A 19,682-nucleotide genomic window follows, 5' to 3' on the forward strand; every position below is an offset into this window, starting at 1 on the left:
GCATCTCGTCGGAATATGCCGCGAACTGTCCAATTCCCGTGATCTTTCTGTCGTGCTTGGCCATGAGATGCAGGGGTTCGTCCGAGGCGGCGAGACTGGTGTGCGTGTCTCGGAAGAATGGTGCGCACAGGCCAGGGAACCTGCCCGCCGACGGCCGTGCGTTCGTCGGCAGACTGGGTGAACTCGACTCCCTGGAGGACGAGTTGGGGCCGGGCGGGGACGGGCGCCTGCTGACGCTCCTCGGGGTGGGCGGCGTCGGCAAGACGCGGCTGGCGCTGCGGGCGGCGGAGCGGGCGTCGAAGGGCTACGCCGACGGCGTGTGGCTGGTGGAGCTGTCCGCGCTGCGCACCCCGGGCCAGGTGCCGCTCGCCGTGATGGAGGCGCTGAGGCTCGCCGACCAGTCGACCGGCCCGGTGACGGACGCGCTGTGCGCATGGGCGCAGGACAAGCAGCTGCTGCTCGTCCTCGACTCCTGCGAGCACCTGCTGGCGGACTGCGCGAACCTGGTCGCCGATCTGCTGATCGCCGCACCGGGGCTGCGCGTCCTCGCCACCAGCCGGGAACGGCTCGGACTGCCGGGGGAGCGGGTCCTCGCGGTCGACCCGCTGCCGGTCGGCGGCCCGGACGCCGATCAGCAGGCCGACGCCGAGACGCTGTTCACACAGCGGGCCGCACGCGTCGCCCCCGGATTCGTGCTCGACGAGCGGACCCGCCGTGAGGTGGGCGACATCTGCCGTGCCCTCGACGGCATCCCGCTCGCGCTCGAACTCGCCGCCGCCCGGCTGGCCACCCACAGTCTCGGCGCGCTGCACGGACTGCTCACCGACCGCCTGCGCTCCCGCCTCGGGCTCCTGGAGACGGAGGAGTGCGACGGCGCGGGGCCGCCGCGCCACTGGACCCTGCGCACCACCATCGGGTGGAGCCATGAGCTGTGCGCGCCGCTGGAGCGGCTGCTGTGGGCCCGGCTGTCGGTCTTCGCCGGCACGTTCACCGGCGCCGCCGCCACCTGGGTGTGCGCGGGAGGGCCGCTGGTCGCCGACCAGGTCCGGGGCCTGCTGCTGCGGCTGGTGCAGCGGTCGATCGTGCTGCGCGACCCCGCCGACCCGGACCGCTTCCGGCTCCTGGACACCATCCGCGAGTACGGCGCGGACTGGCTGCGCGAGCTGGGGGAGGAGGAGGCGGTCCGGCTGCGCCACCGCGACCACTACCGGCGGTTCGCCCAAGAGGCGTGCTCCGACTGGAACACCGGCCGGCAGGTGGCGTGGTGCGACCGCGTCGTCGCCGAACACGCCGATCTGCGGGCCGCGGTGGACTGCGCGCTGGCCGACCCGGGCAGCCCGGTCGCGCTGGAGATGGCGGGCAGCGCCGGCTTCCTGTGGCGCAACTGCGGGATGCCGCGCGACGCGCAGCTGTGCCTGGACCGGGTTCTGGCCGAGGGGCACGCGCCGGGGCCGGACCTCGTGCTGGCGCTGTGGGCGCGCGGTGCGGTGGCGATGAACCAGGGCGACCTCGACGTGGTGCGCGAGTGGGGCGTGCGGTGCGCCGACGTGGCGCGGGACCTCGGCGACCCCGCCCTGATCCGGGCCTCCGCCTACCTCACCGGCGGGTATCTGGCCCTCGTCGGGCGGCTGCCCGAGGCGGTCGACGCGCTGGCGCCCGATCCCCGGGTGCGCATCGGGACGGACTGGCGGGGATCAGCCCTGGTGATGAACAGCCTGGGGGTCACCTACAGCCACCTCTACAGCGGCGACCTCGACCGGGCACGCGAGGCGGCCCGCGCGACGAGGGCGAGCAGTGCGCAGTGCGGTGAACGCTGGTCGCGGGCCTTCGTCGACGCGATCCTCGCCCAACTGGACGTCGCCCGCGGCGACACCGAGGCGGCGCGCCGCAACTGCCGCGACGCGCTGGCCGGACACCGGTCGCTGCACAACACACTCGGCCTGGCCTTCACCCTCGACGTCCTGGCCCAGGCCGAGGCGGCGGGCGGCGACGGCCGGTTCGCCGCCCGCGTCCAGGGCGTGGGCGAGCGCATCTGGGAGCTCCTCGGGCGTGCCCAGATGGACTCGCCGCAGCAGATCGAGGCCCGCCGCGCCCGGGAACGGACCCTGCGCGACCGTCTCGGCGACGAGGCCTACGAGCGGGCGTACGAGGAGGGGACGGCGATGACGTACGACGAGGGCCTCGACTACGCCCTGACCGGCGACGCCTGACCCGTCACCCCACCACGGCCACCGCGTCCACCTCCACCAGCACTCCTTCGCGCACCGGACGCACCACCACCGTCGTACGGGCCGGCAGCGGTGCGCAGTCGGCGAAGAAGTCGCGGTAGACGCGGTTGAAGTCGCCGAAGTGGGCGCGGTCGGCCAGGTAGCAGGTGCAGCGGACGATCGCGTGCCGGTCGCCGCCCGCGGCCGCCACGACGGCCTCGACGTGGGTGAGGACCTGCTGCGCCTGCGCGGCGAAGCCGGCCGGCATGTCACCGGTCGCGGGGTCCAGCGGGCCCTGCCCGGAGGTGAAGAGGTACGGGCCGGTGCGCACGCCCTGGGAGAGCGGGGGCTCGGTGCCGTCGGGGAAGGGGATGAAGGGGGCCGCGTCCGTGCGCACTCCCCGCGGGCCGCCGCCGAAGGGCAGGACCAGGGTGCGGGTGGCGAGCCGCCACCCGCCGTCGGGCCCACGGCGGAAGGTGTCCTCGTAGTGGCCGACCTGGAACGGCGGACCGGCGGGCAGCATGCCGCCGCGGTGCCCGTCGACGCGGTACGTGGTGAAGTACGAGGTCGCCGAGGCCGTGTCGCGGGAGGCCACCGTCACCAGGACGTTGGACATGGTGCGGCGCGAGAGGCGGTCGTCGGGGCGGGACCCGAAGTACGCGCGCAGCGCCTCCCGGCCCCGGACGCGCCGTCCGTCCCCCGGAGGGGGCCACTCCCACACGCCGTCCTCGGTGAACAGCTCGGCCACGGAGGCGGGTTCGCCGAGGTCGAGGCGGTGGACGAAGTCGAGGATCAGGCGTTCGCAGGCACGTTCGGCGAGAAGTCGCTCCATGGGTTCCATAGAGAGGCATTCATACGTGCCCGACGGCCGTGTACGCCACCGGATCGCTCCCCGCCACCGCCTCCGCCCGCCCCAGCTTCACCAGCCGCCGCACGTGCGCCTCGGCCTCCGAGACGGCGATGTTCCGGGATCCGTAGGGGATCTGGGCCCAGGGGCGGTTCCACTCCATGCGCTCGGCGAGCTGCCAGGGCGTGAGCGGTTCGGCCAGCAGGGCCTGCAGACCGGTGAGCCGTTCCTCGTGGTGGTCCAGCAACTCCCGTACGCGCGCGGCCGCGTCGGTGAAGACGTGCTGGTGGGCCGGGAGCACCTCGGCGGGGGCGAGCCGGCCCACGCGTTCGAGGGAGTCGAGGTAGTCGCCGAGGGGGTCGGTGACGGTGGCGTCGTCGGGATCCTCGTACAGGCCGATGTGCGGGGTGATCTCGGGCAGCAGATGGTCGCCGGAGAACAGGCGCCCGTGGCCCGGGAGCCGGTCCGGGAACCCGGCGGGGTGCTCCTCCTCCAGGTGCAGGCAGACGTGGCCGGGTGTGTGGCCCGGGGTCCAGATCGCGCGCAACCGCCTGCCGGGCAGGTCGAGGAGTTCGCCGGGCACGATCTCGCGGTCGGGCAGGGCGGGGGAGAAGCCCGGGAAGGCCGGGCGCGGACCGGCCTCGCGCAGGGGCGCCACGTGCTCCTCGGGCGCGCCGGCCGCGGTGAGCTTGGCCGCCATGTAGGAGAACCAGCGGCCGGGCCGGGTGTCGCGGGTGCGCCGTACGATCGCGGTGTCCGCGGCGTGCATGGCGATCCAGGCGCCGGACGCCTCGCGCACCTTGCCGGACAGGCCGTGGTGGTCGGGGTGGTGGTGGGTGATCACCACACCGTGGATCTCGCCCACCGAGGTGCCGCAGGCGGCCAGTCCCTCCGCCAGGGTCTGCCAGGAGTCCGGGTCGTCCCATCCGGTGTCGACCAGGACCGGTCCGCGGTCGGTGTCGACGACGTACACGAGCGTGTGCCCGAGCGGGTTGTCCGGGATGGGTACCCGGACGGACCGTACGCCTCCACCGTGGTCGGTGACCTGTGCCATGAATTCCCCTGTCGCCGCGTTCCCGTCACTATAACTAGAACCGGTTCCAATGAGAGCCCGGGTCACCTTTTGCTGCGCTGTGGACTCCTCCGGGGGGAACTGGTATCAGTTCCCGTATCTGATGAACCGTCAGAGCCAGCTCCGGGGAGGCAGTCGGTCATGACCGAGCTCGTGGAACACGGACAGCTGTTCATCGGCGGGGAGTTGACCGATCCCCTCGGCAAGGACGTCATCGAGGTGGTCTCCCCGCACACCGAGGAGGTCATCGGCCGGGTGCCGCACGCCTCGGCGGCCGACGTGGACCGGGCCGTCGAGGCCGCGCGGCGCGCCTTCGACGAGGGACCCTGGCCGCGGACGCCGCTGGAGGAGCGGATCGAGGTCGTCACCCGGATCAAGGACGCGATCGCCGTACGGCACGAGGAGATCGCCCGTGTGATCTCCTCCGAGAACGGCTCGCCCTACTCCTGGAGCGTCCTCGCGCAGGCCCTCGGCGCGATGATGGTGTGGGACGCGGCGATCACCGTCGCCCGCAGCCACACCTACGAGGAGACCCGCGACGGCGTGCTGGGGAAGATCCTGGTGCGCCGCGAACCGGTCGGGGTCGTGGCGGCCGTGGTGCCGTGGAACGTCCCGCAGTTCGTCGCCGCCGCCAAGCTCGCGCCCGCCCTGCTGACCGGCTGCACGGCGATCCTCAAACCGTCGCCCGAGTCGCCGCTGGACGCCTACATCCTCGCCGAGATCACCCGCGAGGCCGGGCTGCCGGAGGGGGTGCTGTCCGTCCTGCCCGCCGACCGCGAGGTGAGCGAGTACCTGGTGGGGCACCCGGGCGTGGACAAGGTCTCCTTCACCGGCTCGGTGCCGGCGGGCAAGCGCGTGATGGAGGTCGCCTCCCGCCATCTCACCCGCGTGACACTGGAGTTGGGCGGCAAGTCGGCGGCGGTCGTCCTGCCGGACGCGGAGGTGGAGGCCACCGTGGCGGGAGTCGTCCCGGCCGCGTGGATGAACAACGGGCAGGCGTGCGTGGCCCAGACCCGCATCCTCGTGCCCCGCACGCGCTACGACGAGTTCGCCGACGCCTTCGCCGCCGCGGCGGGCGCGCTCGTGGTCGGCGACCCGCTGGACGCGGCCACCCAGGTCGGCCCGCTGGTCGCCAGGCGGCAGCAGCAGCGCAACCTCGACTACATCCGCATCGGCCAGGAGGAGGGCGCCAAGATCCTCACCGGGGGCGGCCGTCCGCCGGGCCTGGAGCGCGGCTGGTACGTCGAGCCGACCCTCTTCGGCGACGTCGACAACTCGATGCGCATCGCCCGGGAGGAGATCTTCGGCCCCGTCATCTGCCTGCTTCCCTACGGCGACGAGTCCGAGGCCGTGAAGATCGCGAACGACTCCGACTACGGGCTGAGCGGCAGCGTGTGGACGGCGGACGTCGCCCACGGCATCGACGTGGCGCGGCAGGTCCGTACGGGCACGTACTCGGTGAACACCTTCAGCCTGGACATGCTCGGCCCCTTCGGCGGCTACAAGAACTCCGGTCTGGGGCGGGAGTTCGGGCCCGAGGGCTACGGCGAGTACCTCGAACACAAGATGATCCACCTGCCGGCCGGCTGGGAGGGATGAGCACCATGGGCGACCGCTGGCACGTCGAGGTCGACCGCTCCCTCTGCATCGGCTCGGCCCAGTGCACCCACCGGGCCGAAGGTGCCTTCCGCCTCGACTCCGCCATGCAGTCCCACCCCGTGGAACCGGACACCGACGCCAACGAACGCATCCTGGACGCCGCGGAGAACTGCCCGGTCGAGGCGATCGCGATCTCACTGCTGGGAAGCGGGGAACCGGTGTTCCCGCCGGAGGACTAGAGCTGTCCTAGACGGCCTCGAGGGCGGCGACCAGGGTCCTGGCGCGGGTGCCGTCGGGCTGGGCCCACACGGCGGAGACATGGCCGAGGGCGCCCGGTGGAGGCCCGTCGCTCGCCACCGGCGCCGGCACGCGGTGCAGCCGCAGCACCAGGCCGCCCGCCACGGTGAACTCGGTGCCGTCCGCGGTGTCCTCGGGGGCACCGAGAGCGCCGATCGGCCCCTCGCCGGCGTAGGAGCGAACGACCTCGCGGTCGAGGGCGTCGCTCGTGCTCTGCGCGTGCGCGGGGACGCGTCCCTCGACGAGGGCGAGCAACTGGGCGGTCAGCACGGGGTCGTGGCAGCCGTCGTAGGCCCAGCGCGGACCGAGCACGCCGTGCTCCATGGTGCCGACGAGCGCGTGCCCGGCGCCCTCGAGCGGGGCGCCGCGGTAGGTCAGCGGCACCAGGTACGCGCCCGACGACGCCTCCCCGACCACCATGAACTCGATCCCGACCTGTCCCTCGGGGTCGTCCAGCCGGAAGCCGCCGGCCTTCGCCAGGTCCGGCTCGGCAGACCCGCGGTACCAGGGGCGGGTGGGCAGCCACCCGCGGAGGAGTTCCAGCTTGGTGGGCGTCACGGTGGTGCGGTGGATGATCGACATGGAGCGATTGTCCGGGCCGGATGCCGCCGCCGGCCAGGAGATTTCAGCGACGCGTCACCCGCGCCCGGGCCCGTCCGGGTCCGTCAGGTCGATCAGCCGGCACACCGTCTCGATGTCGATCTTGACCTGGGCGATCGAGGCACGGCCCGACAGCCAGGTGATCAGGGCCGAGTGCCAGGTGTGCTCGATGACGCGGACCGCGGAGAGCTGCTGCGGAGTGGGGTTCTCCAGGCCCATCGCGTCCAGGATGATCACCGTGGTCTGGCGGGAGACCTGGTCGACCTCCGGCGAGACGCTGCGGTCGGCGAAGGTGAGCGCGCGGACCATCGCGTCCGCCAGATGCGGCTCGCGCTGCAGTGCGCGGAAGGCCCGCATCAGCGTCTCCGCGACGCGCTCCGCCGCCGTGTCGCCCGTCGGCGGCTTCTTGCGCAGCGTGCCGTGCATGTGCTCCAGCTGGTCCTGCATCGTGGCCACCAGCAGATGGATCTTCGACGGGAAGTACCGGTACAGCGTGCCCAGGGCGACCTGCGAGGACTCCGCGACCTCACGCATCTGCACCGCGTCGAAACCGCCCCGGCTGGCCAGCTGCGCGCTCGCGTGCAGGATGCGCCGGCGACGCGCCTCCTGCCGCTCCGTGAGGGGCGGGGAGGCCGGCTGCGAGGTACTGGCTTCCACCTTGGCCTCCTTGGCTTCCGCAGGCATGGGTCCCGTTCCGTGACAGTCGGTGAGGGCGGGTGATCGCACCGAGCATGACAGGGTGTCCGCCGTGGCGCGAATCACCTGATCCACTGCTCACAGCTCCCCTACCTGCCGGTAGATTCAGTGCCTCCTGGACGATCAAGTCTGAAACTTGTTCTAGATTAGCGTCCCGGCGTAATCTCGCGGGACAGTGCATGCAGAAGGGGGCCCAGAGTGACCGCTGAGGCCAGTCCGGCAGGGCCCCAGGAGGACCCGGCCGCCGACGGCGAGCGACCGCTCCACATCGCGCTCCTCACCTACAAAGGGAACCCGTTCTGCGGCGGCCAGGGCGTCTACGTCCGCCACCTCTCCCGCGAGCTGGCCCGTCTCGGGCACCGCGTCGAGGTCATCGGCTCCCAGCCCTACCCGGTCCTCGACGAGGGCGGGGACCACGCGGGCCGCCTCCGCCTCACCGAGCTGCCGAGCCTCGACCTCTACCGCTCGCCCGACCCCTTCCGCACCCCGGGGCGCGACGAGTACCGCGACTGGATCGACGCCCTCGAAGTGGCGACGATGTGGACCGGCGGCTTCCCCGAACCGCTGACCTTCTCCCTGCGCGCCCGCCGCCATCTGCGCGCCCGGCGCGGCGAGTTCGACGTCGTGCACGACAACCAGACGCTCGGCTACGGCCTGTTGGGCGACGTCGGCGCACCGCTCGTCACCACCGTCCACCACCCCATCACCGTCGACCGCCGGCTGGAACTGGACGCGGCGGTGGGCCGGCTGCAGAGGCTGTCCAAGCGGCGGTGGTACGCCTTCACCCGCATGCAGAAGCGCGTCGCGCGCCGCCTGCCCTCGGTGCTCACCGTCTCGGGCACCTCCCGCGCCGAGATCGTCGACCACCTGGGCGTGCGCGAGGACCGTGTCCATGTGGTGCACATCGGCGCGGACACCGACCTGTTCTCGCCCGACCCGTCCGTGCCCGTCGTGCCGGGCCGGATCGTGACGACGTCCAGCGCGGACGTCCCCCTCAAGGGACTGGTCTTCCTCGTCGAGGCACTCGCCAAGGTCCGCACCGAGCACCCCCACGCCCACCTCGTCGTCGTGGGCAAGCGCCCCACCGAGGGCCCGGTCGCCCAGGCCGTCGAGCGCTACGGCCTCGAAGGCGCCGTCGAGTTCGTGAAGGGCATCTCGGACGCCGAACTCGTCGACCTGGTCCGCTCGGCGGACGTCGCGTGCGTCCCCTCCCTCTACGAGGGCTTCTCCCTCCCGGCGGCCGAGGCGATGGCCACCGGCACCCCCCTCGTCGCGACCACCGGCGGAGCGATCCCGGAAGTCGCCGGACCCGACGGCGAGACCTGCCTCGCGGTGCCCGCGGGCGACCCGGGAGCGCTCGCCGCCGCCCTGAACCGCCTGCTGGGCAACCCCGAACTGCGGGAGCGGCTCGGCCGGGCGGGGCGCGAACGGGTCCTGTCCCGCTTCACCTGGGCCCGCGCCGCGCAGGGCACGGTGTCCCACTACCGCGACGCCATGGCCGGCGCCGCCGGCAGACCCCCCGGCCGCTCGGCGGCCCCGCGGAGCACCGAGGCCGGCGGAGCGGGGTCCGCACCAGAACTAGCCGTATCCAACCCCGAAAGCAGGGCCACGTGCTGACCGTCGACTTCTCCCGGTTCCCGCTCGCGCCGGGCGACCGCGTCCTGGACCTCGGCTGCGGGGCCGGCCGGCACGCGTTCGAGTGCTACCGGCGCGGCGCGCGGGTCGTGGCGCTCGACCAGAACGCCGAGGAGATCCGCGAGGTCGCCAAGTGGTTCGCCGCGATGAAGGAGGCCGGCGAGGCGCCCGAGGGCGCGAGCGCCACCGCCATGCAGGGCGACGCCCTCGCCCTGCCCTTCCCCGACGAGTCCTTCGACGTCGTCATCATCTCCGAGGTGATGGAGCACATCCCGGACGACAAGGGCGTGCTCGCCGAGATGGTCCGGGTGCTCAGGCCCGGCGGCCGGATCGCCGTCACCGTCCCACGCTACGGCCCCGAGAAGGTCTGCTGGGCGCTGTCCGACGCCTACCACGAGGTCGAGGGCGGCCACATCCGCATCTACCGGGCGGACGAACTCCTCGGCAAGATCCGTGAGGCGGGCCTCAAGCCGTACGGCACCCACCACGCGCACGCGCTGCACGCGCCCTACTGGTGGCTGAAGTGCGCGTTCGGCGTCGACAACGACCAGGCGCTGCCGGTGAAGGCGTACCACAAGCTGCTGGTCTGGGACATCATGAAGAAGCCGCTGGCCACCCGGGTCGCCGAGCAGGCGCTGAACCCGCTGATCGGCAAGAGCTTCGTGGCCTACGCGACCAAGCCGCACCTGCCGGCGGTGGACGCCCGGTGACCACGCCCCGGACAGAACACCTCGTCCTGCCCGGGGTCCTCACCGCCGGGCAGGCCGCCGCCACCGTGCAGGGCGTCCTCGCCGAGCAGCGGGAGGACGGCGCCATCCCGTGGTTCCGCGGGCACCATCTGGACCCCTGGGACCACACCGAGGCCGCGATGGCACTCGACACGGCGGGCGAGCACGACGCCGCCGAGCGGGCCTACGACTGGCTCGCCCGGCACCAGAACGCCGACGGCTCCTGGTACGCGGCCTACGCCGACGGGGACTTCGCGGACGTCACCGACCGCGGCCGGGAGACGAACTTCGTCGCCTACATCGCGGTCGGTGTGTGGCACCACTACCTGTCGACCGGCGACGACACCTTCCTGGACCGCATGTGGCCGTCCGTCCACGCGGCGATCGAGTACGTCCTCGGGCTCCAGCAGCCCGGCGGGCAGATCGGCTGGAAGGGCGAGGACGACGGCACCTTCACCACCGACGCGCTGCTCACCGGCTCCTCCTCCATCCACCACGCCCTGCGCTGCGCGCTCGCCATCGCCGAACAGCGTGAAGAGCCGCAGCCCGACTGGGAGTTGGCCGTCGGAGCCCTGCGGCACGCGATCCGCCGCCACCCCGAGCGGTTCCTCGACAAGGACCGCTACTCGATGGACTGGTACTACCCCGTCCTGGGCGGCGCGCTGACGGACGCGGAGGCCAAGTCCCGTATGGAGGAGGGCTGGGAGCGTTTCGTCGTGCCCGGCCTCGGCGTGCGCTGCGTCGTCCCCAACCCGTGGGTCACGGGCGGGGAATCGGCCGAACTCGCCCTCGCGCTCTGGGCGATGGGCGAGTCCGACCACGCACTGGACATTCTGAAGTCGATCCAGCACCTGCGCGATGCGGACACCGGCCTGTACTGGACGGGCTACGTCTTCGAGGACGGGGCCATCTGGCCCCGGGAGCTGACCACGTGGACCGCCGGCTCCCTCCTTCTCGCGGTCGCGGCCCTCGGGGGCCACGAGGCGACGTGCTCGGTGTTCGGGGGGCAGAGCCTGCCGCGAGGGCTCGACCCGGACTGCTGCTGAGCCCCGGGCGGCAGGCGTGGCGTCAGTGACGGTGGACGCGGTTGGCGATGGCGTGGCCGATGAACAGGTAGACCACGGCCGCGAGACCGTAGCCGGCGACCACCCGGGCCCATGCCGCGTCGAACGTGAACAGGTCGTGCGACCAACCCGCCAGCCACAGCGCCGTGTTGTGGATGAACTGCACGAACTCGTTCGCGCGGTTCGCGTCCAGCAAGTACATCAGGATCCACAGGCCCAGGATGAGGGCCATGATGTCGGCGACGACGGCGATGACCGTTCCGGCCTGGTTCGCACCGTTGCGATATCGAGGGGACATGCCTCACGGGTTGCCGCCGAAACCTCCGGCAAACCCGAGTGGTTGAAACGCGCCTACGATCCCCGGGCCGACCGGGTCTTCGTCGCAGGCCCTAGGCGTTGAGCTCGGCCAGCACGCGCAGCGACTCCCGGTCCGGGGAGAGGGCGAGCAGGTCCGTGACCGGCCCCTTGCGCCACATCTCCAGCCGCTCCGCGATCCGCTCGCGCGGGCCGACCAGGGAGATCTCGTCGGCGAAGGCGTCCGGGACGGCGAGCACGGCCTCCTCGCGCCGCCCCTCCAGGAACAGCCGCTGGATGCGCCGCGCCTGCTCCTCGTACCCCATGCGTGCCATCAGGTCGGCGTGGAAGTTGCGGGTGGCGTGGCCCATGCCGCCGATGTAGAAGCCGAGCATGGTCTTCACGGGCAGGAGCCCCTCCGCGACGTCTTCGCAGACCTGGACACGCACCAGCGGAGCGACGAGGAATCCGGGCGGCAGCTCGGAGAGGGCCGGTCCGTAGGCGTCCGGACGCGAGGGCGACCAGTACAGCGGCAGCCACCCGTCGGCGATACGGGTCGTCTGCGCCACGTTCTTCGGCCCCTCGGCACCGAGCAGGACGGGGAGGTCGGGGCGCAGGGGGTGGGTGATGGGCTTGAGCGGCTTGCCGAGCCCCGTGCCGTCCTCGCCGCGGTAGGGATGCGAGTGGAACCGCCCCTCCAGCGCGACCGGCGCCTGCCGCCGCAGCACCTGCCGCACGACGTCGACGTACTCCCGTGTGGCGGTCAGCGGTGACGTGGGGAACGGCCGCCCGTACCAACCCTCCACCACCTGCGGCCCCGACAGCCCCAGCCCGAGCATCATCCGCCCGCCGGAGAGGTGGTCGAGGGTGAGCGCGTGCATCGCGGTGGTGGTCGGCGAGCGGGCGGCCATCTGCGCGACGGCGGTACCGAGCTTGATCGTGGAGGTCCGCGCCGCGATCCAGGTGAGGGGGGTGAAGACGTCGGACCCCCAGGACTCGGCGGTCCACACGGAGTCGTAGCCGAGCCGCTCGGCCTCCTGGGCGAGCGGCACGTGCTCCGCGGAGGGGCCGCGGCCCCAGTAGCCGAGGGCGAGACCGAGTCGCATCGACGCCTCCTGACGGGTCGTCAGTCACAGGGCTGTGAGCTGCGACTGTACGACAACGGCCCCCCGCCCGGAAGGGCGAGGGGCCGTGCGGCGTGCTGCGGGCGGGCTCAGCCGCGCTGGATGCCGGACGTGTCCTGGAGGACACCGCGGCGGCCGTCCTGGGTCTGCGCGACCAGACTCGGACCACGCTGCTCGACGGCCAGGTACCAGGTGCCGGGCGCCAGTTCGGCGATCGGCGTCGGCGACCCGTCCTCGGCGAACAGCGGCCGCGCGACGGGCACCGCGAACCAGAACGGCGAGAAGTCCCCACCGGCGGTCTGCGGCTGGGGCTGCGGCTGCCCCGGCTGCGGCGCGCCCGCCTGCGGCTGGCTGCCATAGGACTGCCCCGGCTGCGGCTGCCCGCCGTACGGAGGCTGCTGAGCGCCCGGGTACCCATAACCACCCTGGGGCTGGCCGCCGTAGGGCTGGGGGGCGGCGGGCTTGGGAGCCGGCATGAGAGCGGCCTGCAGAGGAGGGACCATGGGCGTCGCGACTGCGGCGCCGGCCAACACCAGGGAGGCGATGAAGCCGAGGATGAGACCCGCGGCGGCGCTGCCTCCGGTCGGGATGTCCACCAAGGTCCAGAACAAGGCCCATGCGGCGAGGATTGTGAACGCCACGCCCACCGTTCCCAGGTCCAGACCGGCGACCTTGCGCGGTTGGGGCAGGCAACGGTTGACGACGATGAGAGCGGCGCCGATCACTCCGCCCATGTAAAGACCCAGGCCAGTACCGAGGTTGTCCCACGCGTTCGCGTCCAGGTTGAACCCGTCGGCCGAGTAGAACTTGAGGAACGACGCGATGAACAGCAATACCGCTGCTCCGATCACCACGCCGTCGCCTCGAGTGAGGGAGCGGATATTCACTTCAGGTCCTTCGTAGGTCGTCTCGTCGTCGGTAGACACTATCGTCCCCCGACCAGGGTGTCCGCCGGGATCTGCCCGCCTGTCACGAAGCGTGCAGGAAACTCACGATTCCCTCAGAGATCCCTTGCGCCGCCTTCTGGCGCCACGTGCCGCTGGTGAGTAGCGCCGCGTCCTTGCTATCGCGCATGTTGCCGCACTCGATGAAGACCTTGGGAACCGTTGACAGATTGAGACCGCCCAGGTCCTTACGTGTGACGAGTCCGGTGCCGTCGCCGATGTAGTTGGACGGCGCACTGCCCGTCACGCGGACGAAGTTGCCGGCGATGTGCGCGCCGAGGTCGGCGGACGGGCCGACGATCTTGCGGGTGTCGGCCGCGCCCGCGTCGACGAAGCCCGGCAGGATGACGTGGAAGCCGCGGTTGCCGGCGGCGGAGCCGTCCGCGTGGATGGAGATCGCCGCGTCGGCGTGGGCCTTGTTGCCGATCGCGGCCCGCTGGTCGACACAGGGGCCCCAGGCCGGGGAGCCGTCGTCATGGGTCAGCTTCACCGTGGCGCCCTGCTTCTCCAGCAGCGCCTTCAGCCGGTGCGAGACGTCCAGCGTGAACTGGGCTTCCGTGTAACCCGCGTTGGTGGACGTGCCCGTGGTGTCGCACTCCTTGCGGTTCGTGCCGATGTCCACCTGGCGGTTGATCTCTGCCGTGTGCCGGAAGTTGCCGGGGTTGTGGCCGGGGTCGATGACGACGACCATGCCCTTGAGGGAGCCGGTCGCGGCGGGTGCCGAGGTACCGGGCGGGGCGTGGGTGGCCGACGCGCTCGGCTGCTTGTCGTCGGCGGTGGCGGCGGAGCCGGGCGCACGGGAGCCCGCCGACCCGGACGCGGACCCGGACGCGGGCGTGGACGTGGACGTGGACGTCCGCACGGTCGCCTTGTCGTTGCCGCCGCCCGTTCCGCCCACTGCCTCGTACACGAGCCACCCGAGCAGGGCGCCGGGTACGAGCGCGGCGATCGCGACGGTCACGGGACCGCGACGGGGACGGCGGGGCTGGGGAGGATCGAAGTCCGGGCCTACGTACGACACGTCTGCGACTCTAACCGGGCCCTCAGATCCCTGTGCCCGTTCGCCGCAGGACGCGCAGCGAGTCGGTCACCGAGACCTCGGTGAAGGCACCGGACCGAAGGGCCCGGAGGTAGACGTGGTACGGCGCCTGCCCGGTGAACTCGTCCTTCGGGTCCGGGAAGACGTCGTGGATGAGCAGCAGCCCGCCCTCGGCCACGTGCGGCGCCCAGCCCTCGTAGTCGGCGGTGGCGTGCTCGTCGGTGTGGCCGCCGTCGATGAAGACGAGCCCCAGCGGGGAGCCCCACACCGACGCCACCTGGGGCGAGCGCCCGACCAGCGCGACCACGTGCTCCTCCAGTCCGGCCCCGTGCAGCGTCCGCCGGAAGGACGGCAGCGTGTCCATCAGGCCGGTCTCCGGGTCGACCGTCTCCGGATCGTGGTAGTCCCACCCCGGCTGCTGCTCCTCGCTCCCGCGGTGGTGGTCGACGGTCAGCGCCAGGACCCCGGCCGCACGGGCGGCGTCCGCGAGCAGGATCGTGGAGCGGCCGCAGTACGTCCCGACCTCCAGCAGCGGCAGCCCGAGCGCCCCCGCCTCCACGGCCGCCGCATGCAGCGCCAGTCCCTCGTCCGCGGGCATGAACCCCTTCGCCGCCTCGAACGCGGCCAGGATCTCGGGCTGGGGAACGGCCGCGCTCATGGGGGTCCTTCCGGTCGTGCCAGTCGGTCGTACGTGCGTCTCGGCGCCCCATGCTGCCGCACCCCCGGCCGAGGCTTCGACCGGGGGTGCGGGCGGCACGCCTTCTGCTTCGAGGGGTGCGGGGAGCCGCGCGGCCGGCCACGGCACCGCCGCACCCGCCGTACGACGGGTCGCGGCACCGCACCGGGCGTCACGCGGACACCGACTCCCCGGGCAACGAAAGATCCAGATCCTCCGCCCGCTCCGCACCGGAATGCGTCGCGGAAGAAGCCGACGGCCCGTGCCCGTCCGCCCGTGCGGCCAGCACATACGCGCCCTGGGCCGGCACGGCGATCACGTAACTGCCGTCCTCCTCGGAGAGCGTCGCCCCGGCCTGCCGCCCCCGCCGGTCGATCAGCGTGACCTTGGCCCGGGCGACGGGAGCGCCGTCAGCGCCGAGGACTCGCCCGCGAAAGCCCCGCAGAGCCGCCTGCGCGCGAGCGATCCCCGCCTCCTCCTCGCTGCTGATCCGCAGCCGAGGCGCACGGTTCGGCCGGGGCAGGAGCAGCGCCATCAGCAGGCCGACGGCGACGGCCGCGGTCGCGATCAGGAAGGAGAGGTGGAACCCGTGCATGGTCGGGATCGCCACGCCGCCCACGGTGTGCGCGGTGTTCGCCAGCACCATGCCGATGACGGCACTCGACACCGACGTACCGATGGATCGCATCAGGGTGTTGAGACCGTTCGCCGCGCCCGTCTCCGACGCCGGTACCGCGCCCACGATCAGCGCGGGCAGCGAGGAGTAGGCGAGTCCGATGCCCGCACCCAGGATCACCGCGATGACGGCGCTCTGCCACGGCGCGCTCATCAGGCCGAGACCGGCGCCGTAGCCGATGCCGATGATCAGCATGCCGAGGATGAGGGTGACCTTGGGGCCGTACCTCGCGGACAGCCGGGCGTAGACCGGCGCCGTGAACATCATCGTCAGGCCCAGCGGCGCGACCAGCAGGCCCGCGACGACCATCGACTGGCCGAGGCCGTATCCGGTGGCCTTCGGGAGCTGGAGCAGCTGCGGGAGGACGAGGGAGACGACGTAGAAGGAGACACCGACCATGATCGAGGCCAGGTTGGTGAACAGGACCGCCGGGCGGGCCGTGGTGCGCAGGTCGACCAGGGGGGCGGTCCTGCGCAGCTCCATCACGCCCCACAGGAGCAGGACGAGCGCGGAGGCGCCGAACAGGCCGAGCGTGGTGCCCGAGGTCCAGCCCCAGTCGCTGCCCTTGGTGATCGGCAGCAGGAAGAGGACGAGGCCGGCGGAGAGGCCGAGCGCGCCCAGCAGGTCGAAGGAGCCCTGGGCGCGCACCGGGGACTCCGGTACGACGGCGAGGGTGAGCACGATGGACAGGACGCCGAGGCCGGCGGCGCCGTAGAAGAGCGCGTGCCAGTCGGCGTGCTGGGCGACCAGGGCCGCCAGCGGCAGGGCGAGGCCGCCGCCGACGCCGATGGAGGAGCTCATCAGCGCCATGGCCGAGCCGAGCTTCTCGCGCGGCAGCATGTCGCGCATCAGGCCGATGCCGAGCGGGATCGCGCCCATGGCGAAGCCCTGGAGGGTGCGGCCGGCGATCATCGTGAGCAGATCGCTGGTGAGGGCGCTGATCAGCGCGCCGACCACCATCACGGCGAGGCTGAGGATCAGCATGCGCCGCTTGCCGTACAGGTCGCCGAGCCGGCCCATGATCGGGGTGGCCACCGCGCCCGACAGCAGGGTCGAGGTCAGCACCCAGGTGGCGTTGCTGGGTGCGGTGCCCAGCAGCTGCGGCAGGTCCTTGATGACGGGGACGAGCAGGGTCTGCATCACCGCGACAACGATGCCCGCGAAGGCGAGCACCGGGACGACGGTCCCGCTCGCTCTCCGGCCGGGCTGTTCAGTCGTCGTGTGTGTCATGGCGTGAGGCCTCCCGTTGGATAAGTGCTGGGTAAACCTCGTATGCACAGGCAACTATTCCGTTGCTTCGGGACTCTAATCATTTCTTGACCTCCTGTTGGGAATCTGACCCGCGATCAGGTCTGGTGGACAACTGGAACGTGTTCTAATCTGCGCGCCATGAAGGCCTACGTCGCCGGTGTCGGCATGACCCGATTCGAGAAGCCCGAGACGCGTGCGGGGCAGTACTGGGACATGGCGCGGGAGGCGGGCGGTGCGGCGCTCGCCGACGCCGGGGTGGCGTACGCGGATGTGGAACAGGTTTCCGCCGGCTACTGCTTCCAGCCCTCCACCGCCGGCCAGCGCGCCGCCTACGAGCTCGGCCTGACCGGCGTCCCCGTCTACAACGTCAACAACAACTGCGCGACCGGCTCGACCGCCCTGATGCTCGCCCGGCAGCTCGTCGAGGGCGGGTCGGCCGACTGCGTGCTGGCGCTGGGCTTCGAGAAGATGAAGAAGGGCGCGCTGGGCGGGGGAGCCGACGGCGGGGACTTCTCGGCCTCCCCCGTGGCCCGGCACTACGGCGTGATGGCCGCCCGGCACGGCTTCGAGATGACGCCGCCCACCGCGCAGATCTTCGGCGACGCGGCCCGCGAGCACATGGAGAGGTACGGCACGACCGAGGCGCAGCTCGCCGCCGTGGCCGCCAAGAACCACCGGCACTCGGCGCGCAACCCGTACGCGCAGTTCCGCGAGGTGTACGAGGTGGCCGACGTCCTCGCGGCCCGTACCGTCCACCGGCCGCTGACCAAGCTCCAGTGCTCGCCGACCTCGGACGGGGCGGCGGCCGCGGTGGTGGTGTCGCAGCGGTTCGCCGAGCGGCGGGGCGTGACGGGGGCGGTGGAGATCGTCGCGCAGGCCATGACGACCGACACCGAGGAGTCCTTCGCCTCCGGCTCGTGCGTCGACGTCGTCGGGCAGCCCATGTCCCGGGAGGCGGCCCGGCAGGTCTACGAGCGGTCCGGACTCGGCATCGAGGACGTGGACGTCGTCGAGCTGCACGACTGCTTCTCGATCAACGAACTGCTGACGTACGAGGCGCTCGGCATGTGCGCGGCCGGGGAGTCCGGCAAGCTCGTGGAGTCGGGCGCGACGACGTACGGCGGGCGCTGGGTGGTCAACCCCTCCGGCGGGCTGATCTCCAAGGGGCATCCGCTGGGGGCCACCGGGATCGCCCAGGTCGCCGAGCTGGTGTGGCAGGTCAGGGGGGAGGCGGGGGAGCGGCAGGTGCCGGGCGCACGGGTCGGGCTCGCGCACAACATCGGGCTGGGCGGGGCGGCGGTGGTGACGGTGGTGCGGGCGGCCCCCGCCGGACTCGGCTGATCCCCCCCCGGCCGTCGTCGGGGTCTGTGTCCGCGCGGTGACGCGCAGCCCGGCTCGGGCGCCTGGCCGCGCTGCCGGCCTAGGTCTCGCGGCCGAAGCGTTCGTCGGGCGAAATCCCGATGCAAGGAGTGCAACCCGGTTGAGAGCATGACCGGCATGCTGGAAGCCGAGGCCACCGACGTCACCCCGATATCCCGCCGTGGCGCGCCGCCCACCTGGCTGGTCGTGGCACTCGCCTGTGCCGGACAGTTCCTGGTCGTGCTCGACGTGTCGGTCGTCAACGTGGCGCTGCCGTCGATGCGGACGGACCTGGGGCTGAGCGCGCAGGGGCTCCAGTGGGTGGTGAACGCGTACGCGATCGCCTTCGCCGGTTTCATGCTGCTCGGCGGGCGGGCCGGCGACCTGTACGGGCGCAAGCGGATGTTCGTGGTGGGGCTCGCCCTGTTCACGCTGGCGTCGCTCGGCGGCGGGCTCGCGCAGGAGGGCGGCCAGCTGCTGGTGGCACGGGCCGTGCAGGGGCTGGGGGCCGCGGTGCTCGCGCCGTCGACCCTGACGATTCTGACGTCGGCCGTCCCCGAGGGGGCGGCCCGGGCGCGGGCGATCGCGACCTGGACCGCGGTGGGGGCAGGTGGGGGAGCCGCGGGCGGGCTCGTCGGCGGGGCGCTCGTGGACGGGTTGTCGTGGCGCTGGGTGCTGCTGATCAACGTGCCGATCGGAGCGGTGGTGCTGGCCGGCTCGATGCGCCGGCTGGTGGAGAGCCGCAACGGCGGCGGGCGGCGGCTGGATCTGCCGGGCGCGGTGCTGGTGACCGCGGGGCTCGCGACGCTGGCGTACGGGATCTCGCAGACGGAGGCGCGGGGCTGGACGGCCGCCGCCACGCTCGTGCCCCTGGCCGCCGGGCTCGCGCTGATCGCGCTGTTCCTGCTCGTCGAATCCCGTACGGCGGCGCCGCTGATGCCGCTCGGACTGTTCCGCGCGCGGTCGGTGTCGGCCGCGAACGCGGCGATGTTCCTGAGCGGCTCCGCGATGTTCTGCATGTGGTACTTCATGACGCTGTACGCGCAGAACGTGCTCGGCTACTCCCCGCTGGAGGCGGGCCTCGCGCTGGTGCCGAGTTCGCTCGCGGTGCTGCTCGGCTCCAAGTCGGCGCCCCGCCTGATGCCCCCGCTGGGCGCCCGCAACGTGGCCGTGCTCGGCGCGCTCGTCGCGGCGGCGGGCTTCGGCCTGCAGTCGGCGATGACGCCGGAGGGCGACTACCTCACCGAGATCATGGTCCCCGGCATCCTGATGATGCTCGGCGCCGGCCTGATGGCGACGCCCCTGGCCGCCCTCGCCACCTCGGGAGCGGCCCCGGGAGAGGCCGGCCTGGTGTCCGGGCTCGTCAACACCTCCCGCACGATGGGCGGTTCACTCGGCCTCGCCGTCATGTCGACGATCGCGGCGGCCCGCACGGACGGGAGCGCCACACCGCGGGCCCTGACGGAGGGCTACGCGCTGGTGTTCCGGGTCGGCGCGGTGGTGCTGGTGGCGGGCGTGGTGCTGATGCTGGCCTGGCTGCCACGGAGGCCGTCCGGGCGGTGACCGGCCCCCCG

At 72.4% G+C, this 19,682-nt stretch carries 18 protein-coding genes and 1 pseudogene; 8 read left to right on the plus strand and 11 right to left on the minus strand.

Going from position 1 to position 19,682, the window contains the following annotated elements; all coding sequences use genetic code 11:
* Nucleotides 1-104: 104 nt before the first annotated feature.
* The gene (locus ACIRPX_RS06385; RefSeq protein WP_404189047.1) at nucleotides 105-2,210 is read left to right on the plus strand and encodes an ATP-binding protein; all 2,106 of its coding nucleotides are present in this window, start codon (nucleotides 105-107) and stop codon (nucleotides 2,208-2,210) included.
* A gap of 4 nt (nucleotides 2,211-2,214) precedes the next feature.
* Here ACIRPX_RS06385 and ACIRPX_RS06390 read toward each other — a convergent pair whose 3' ends face one another.
* The 3 genes and pseudogenes from ACIRPX_RS06390 to ACIRPX_RS06400 all read right to left on the minus strand — a co-directional run bounded on the left by ACIRPX_RS06390 (nucleotide 2,215) and on the right by ACIRPX_RS06400 (nucleotide 4,108).
* The gene (locus ACIRPX_RS06390; protein ID WP_404189280.1) at nucleotides 2,215-2,604 is read right to left on the minus strand and encodes a RidA family protein; all 390 of its coding nucleotides are present in this window, start codon (nucleotides 2,602-2,604) and stop codon (nucleotides 2,215-2,217) included.
* Between the two features lie 12 nt (nucleotides 2,605-2,616).
* Nucleotides 2,617-3,048: pseudogene (locus tag ACIRPX_RS06395) on the minus strand (nuclear transport factor 2 family protein); the annotation flags it as partial.
* Between the two features lie 10 nt (nucleotides 3,049-3,058).
* The gene (locus ACIRPX_RS06400; protein ID WP_404189049.1) at nucleotides 3,059-4,108 is read right to left on the minus strand and encodes an MBL fold metallo-hydrolase; all 1,050 of its coding nucleotides are present in this window, start codon (nucleotides 4,106-4,108) and stop codon (nucleotides 3,059-3,061) included.
* Between the two features lie 159 nt (nucleotides 4,109-4,267).
* Between ACIRPX_RS06400 and ACIRPX_RS06405 the strand changes: the two genes are divergently transcribed.
* Both ACIRPX_RS06405 and ACIRPX_RS06410 read left to right on the plus strand, forming a co-directional pair.
* Complete coding sequence (locus ACIRPX_RS06405; RefSeq protein ID WP_404189052.1) at nucleotides 4,268-5,725, plus strand: aldehyde dehydrogenase; 1,458 nt, start codon at nucleotides 4,268-4,270, stop codon at nucleotides 5,723-5,725.
* 5 nt (nucleotides 5,726-5,730) lie between these two features.
* Nucleotides 5,731-5,964 carry a ferredoxin gene (locus ACIRPX_RS06410; protein WP_404189283.1) on the plus strand — a complete coding sequence of 78 codons (234 nt, stop codon included), beginning with the start codon at nucleotides 5,731-5,733 and terminating at the stop codon, nucleotides 5,962-5,964.
* A gap of 7 nt (nucleotides 5,965-5,971) precedes the next feature.
* Here the strand turns inward: ACIRPX_RS06410 and ACIRPX_RS06415 are convergent, their stop codons facing one another.
* Complete coding sequence (locus ACIRPX_RS06415) at nucleotides 5,972-6,604, minus strand: 1,4-alpha-glucan branching protein (RefSeq protein WP_404189054.1); 633 nt, start codon at nucleotides 6,602-6,604, stop codon at nucleotides 5,972-5,974.
* Between the two features lie 54 nt (nucleotides 6,605-6,658).
* Complete coding sequence (locus ACIRPX_RS06420; protein WP_404189057.1) at nucleotides 6,659-7,306, minus strand: TetR family transcriptional regulator; 648 nt, start codon at nucleotides 7,304-7,306, stop codon at nucleotides 6,659-6,661.
* A gap of 210 nt (nucleotides 7,307-7,516) precedes the next feature.
* On the opposite strand from ACIRPX_RS06420, the gene ACIRPX_RS06425 reads away from it, so the two are divergent.
* From ACIRPX_RS06425 to ACIRPX_RS06435, 3 genes are read left to right on the plus strand one after another with little or no spacing between them, the layout of a single operon-like run.
* Entirely contained in the window at nucleotides 7,517-8,935 is a 1,419-nt protein-coding gene (locus ACIRPX_RS06425; RefSeq protein WP_404189060.1) for a glycosyltransferase family 4 protein, read from the plus strand.
* Entirely contained in the window at nucleotides 8,929-9,663 is a 735-nt protein-coding gene (locus ACIRPX_RS06430; RefSeq protein WP_404189063.1) for a class I SAM-dependent methyltransferase, read from the plus strand. Before ACIRPX_RS06425 ends, ACIRPX_RS06430 begins: the two co-directional genes overlap by 7 nt.
* On the plus strand, nucleotides 9,660-10,727 hold the full coding sequence (locus tag ACIRPX_RS06435; protein WP_404189066.1) for a prenyltransferase/squalene oxidase repeat-containing protein: 1,068 nt from the start codon (nucleotides 9,660-9,662) through the stop codon (nucleotides 10,725-10,727). The genes ACIRPX_RS06430 and ACIRPX_RS06435 overlap by 4 nt, the downstream gene beginning before the upstream one ends.
* 22 nt (nucleotides 10,728-10,749) lie before the next feature.
* Here the strand turns inward: ACIRPX_RS06435 and ACIRPX_RS06440 are convergent, their stop codons facing one another.
* The 6 genes from ACIRPX_RS06440 to ACIRPX_RS06465 all read right to left on the minus strand — a co-directional run bounded on the left by ACIRPX_RS06440 (nucleotide 10,750) and on the right by ACIRPX_RS06465 (nucleotide 16,728).
* The gene (locus ACIRPX_RS06440; RefSeq protein WP_404189068.1) at nucleotides 10,750-11,043 is read right to left on the minus strand and encodes a hypothetical protein; all 294 of its coding nucleotides are present in this window, start codon (nucleotides 11,041-11,043) and stop codon (nucleotides 10,750-10,752) included.
* 91 nt (nucleotides 11,044-11,134) lie between these two features.
* Nucleotides 11,135-12,145, minus strand: a complete 1,011-nt coding sequence (locus ACIRPX_RS06445; protein ID WP_404189071.1) for an LLM class F420-dependent oxidoreductase — start codon at nucleotides 12,143-12,145, stop codon at nucleotides 11,135-11,137.
* Nucleotides 12,146-12,252: 107 nt separating this feature from the next.
* Nucleotides 12,253-13,050, minus strand: a complete 798-nt coding sequence (locus tag ACIRPX_RS06450) for a DUF5336 domain-containing protein (protein WP_404189286.1) — start codon at nucleotides 13,048-13,050, stop codon at nucleotides 12,253-12,255.
* Between the two features lie 82 nt (nucleotides 13,051-13,132).
* On the minus strand, nucleotides 13,133-14,128 hold the full coding sequence (locus tag ACIRPX_RS06455) for an N-acetylmuramoyl-L-alanine amidase (protein ID WP_404189074.1): 996 nt from the start codon (nucleotides 14,126-14,128) through the stop codon (nucleotides 13,133-13,135).
* A gap of 22 nt (nucleotides 14,129-14,150) precedes the next feature.
* Nucleotides 14,151-14,804: a class I SAM-dependent methyltransferase gene (locus tag ACIRPX_RS06460; protein ID WP_404189076.1), complete on the minus strand. Its 654-nt coding sequence runs from the start codon at nucleotides 14,802-14,804 to the stop codon at nucleotides 14,151-14,153.
* 190 nt (nucleotides 14,805-14,994) lie between these two features.
* Nucleotides 14,995-16,728: an MFS transporter gene (locus ACIRPX_RS06465; protein WP_404189078.1), complete on the minus strand. Its 1,734-nt coding sequence runs from the start codon at nucleotides 16,726-16,728 to the stop codon at nucleotides 14,995-14,997.
* 159 nt (nucleotides 16,729-16,887) lie between these two features.
* Here ACIRPX_RS06465 and ACIRPX_RS06470 point away from each other — a divergent pair, with 159 nt between their 5' ends.
* Nucleotides 16,888-18,090, plus strand: a complete 1,203-nt coding sequence (locus ACIRPX_RS06470; RefSeq protein ID WP_404189081.1) for a thiolase C-terminal domain-containing protein — start codon at nucleotides 16,888-16,890, stop codon at nucleotides 18,088-18,090.
* A 147-nt stretch (nucleotides 18,091-18,237) separates the two neighbouring features.
* Nucleotides 18,238-19,671, plus strand: coding sequence for an MFS transporter (locus ACIRPX_RS06475; RefSeq protein ID WP_404189084.1), 1,434 nt, complete (start codon nucleotides 18,238-18,240; stop codon nucleotides 19,669-19,671).
* Nucleotides 19,672-19,682 lie beyond the last annotated feature (11 nt).

This window comes from Streptomyces sp. NPDC101225 (assembly GCF_044767585.1).
In the GTDB taxonomy this organism is placed as follows: Bacteria; Actinomycetota; Actinomycetes; order Streptomycetales; family Streptomycetaceae; genus Streptomyces.

Coding starts and splice junctions, on each gene's coding strand:
- ACIRPX_RS06400 (WP_404189049.1), bottom strand. CDS start 4,108: ATGGCACAGGTCACCGACCACGGTGGAGGCGTACGGTCCGTCCGGGTA.
- ACIRPX_RS06445 (WP_404189071.1), bottom strand. CDS start 12,145: ATGCGACTCGGTCTCGCCCTCGGCTACTGGGGCCGCGGCCCCTCCGCG.
- ACIRPX_RS06460 (WP_404189076.1), bottom strand. CDS start 14,804: ATGAGCGCGGCCGTTCCCCAGCCCGAGATCCTGGCCGCGTTCGAGGCG.
- ACIRPX_RS06470 (WP_404189081.1), top strand. CDS start 16,888: ATGAAGGCCTACGTCGCCGGTGTCGGCATGACCCGATTCGAGAAGCCC.
- ACIRPX_RS06475 (WP_404189084.1), top strand. CDS start 18,238: ATGACCGGCATGCTGGAAGCCGAGGCCACCGACGTCACCCCGATATCC.
- ACIRPX_RS06440 (WP_404189068.1), bottom strand. CDS start 11,043: ATGTCCCCTCGATATCGCAACGGTGCGAACCAGGCCGGAACGGTCATC.
- ACIRPX_RS06465 (WP_404189078.1), bottom strand. CDS start 16,728: ATGACACACACGACGACTGAACAGCCCGGCCGGAGAGCGAGCGGGACC.
- ACIRPX_RS06415 (WP_404189054.1), bottom strand. CDS start 6,604: ATGTCGATCATCCACCGCACCACCGTGACGCCCACCAAGCTGGAACTC.
- ACIRPX_RS06405 (WP_404189052.1), top strand. CDS start 4,268: ATGACCGAGCTCGTGGAACACGGACAGCTGTTCATCGGCGGGGAGTTG.
- ACIRPX_RS06420 (WP_404189057.1), bottom strand. CDS start 7,306: ATGCCTGCGGAAGCCAAGGAGGCCAAGGTGGAAGCCAGTACCTCGCAG.
- ACIRPX_RS06410 (WP_404189283.1), top strand. CDS start 5,731: ATGGGCGACCGCTGGCACGTCGAGGTCGACCGCTCCCTCTGCATCGGC.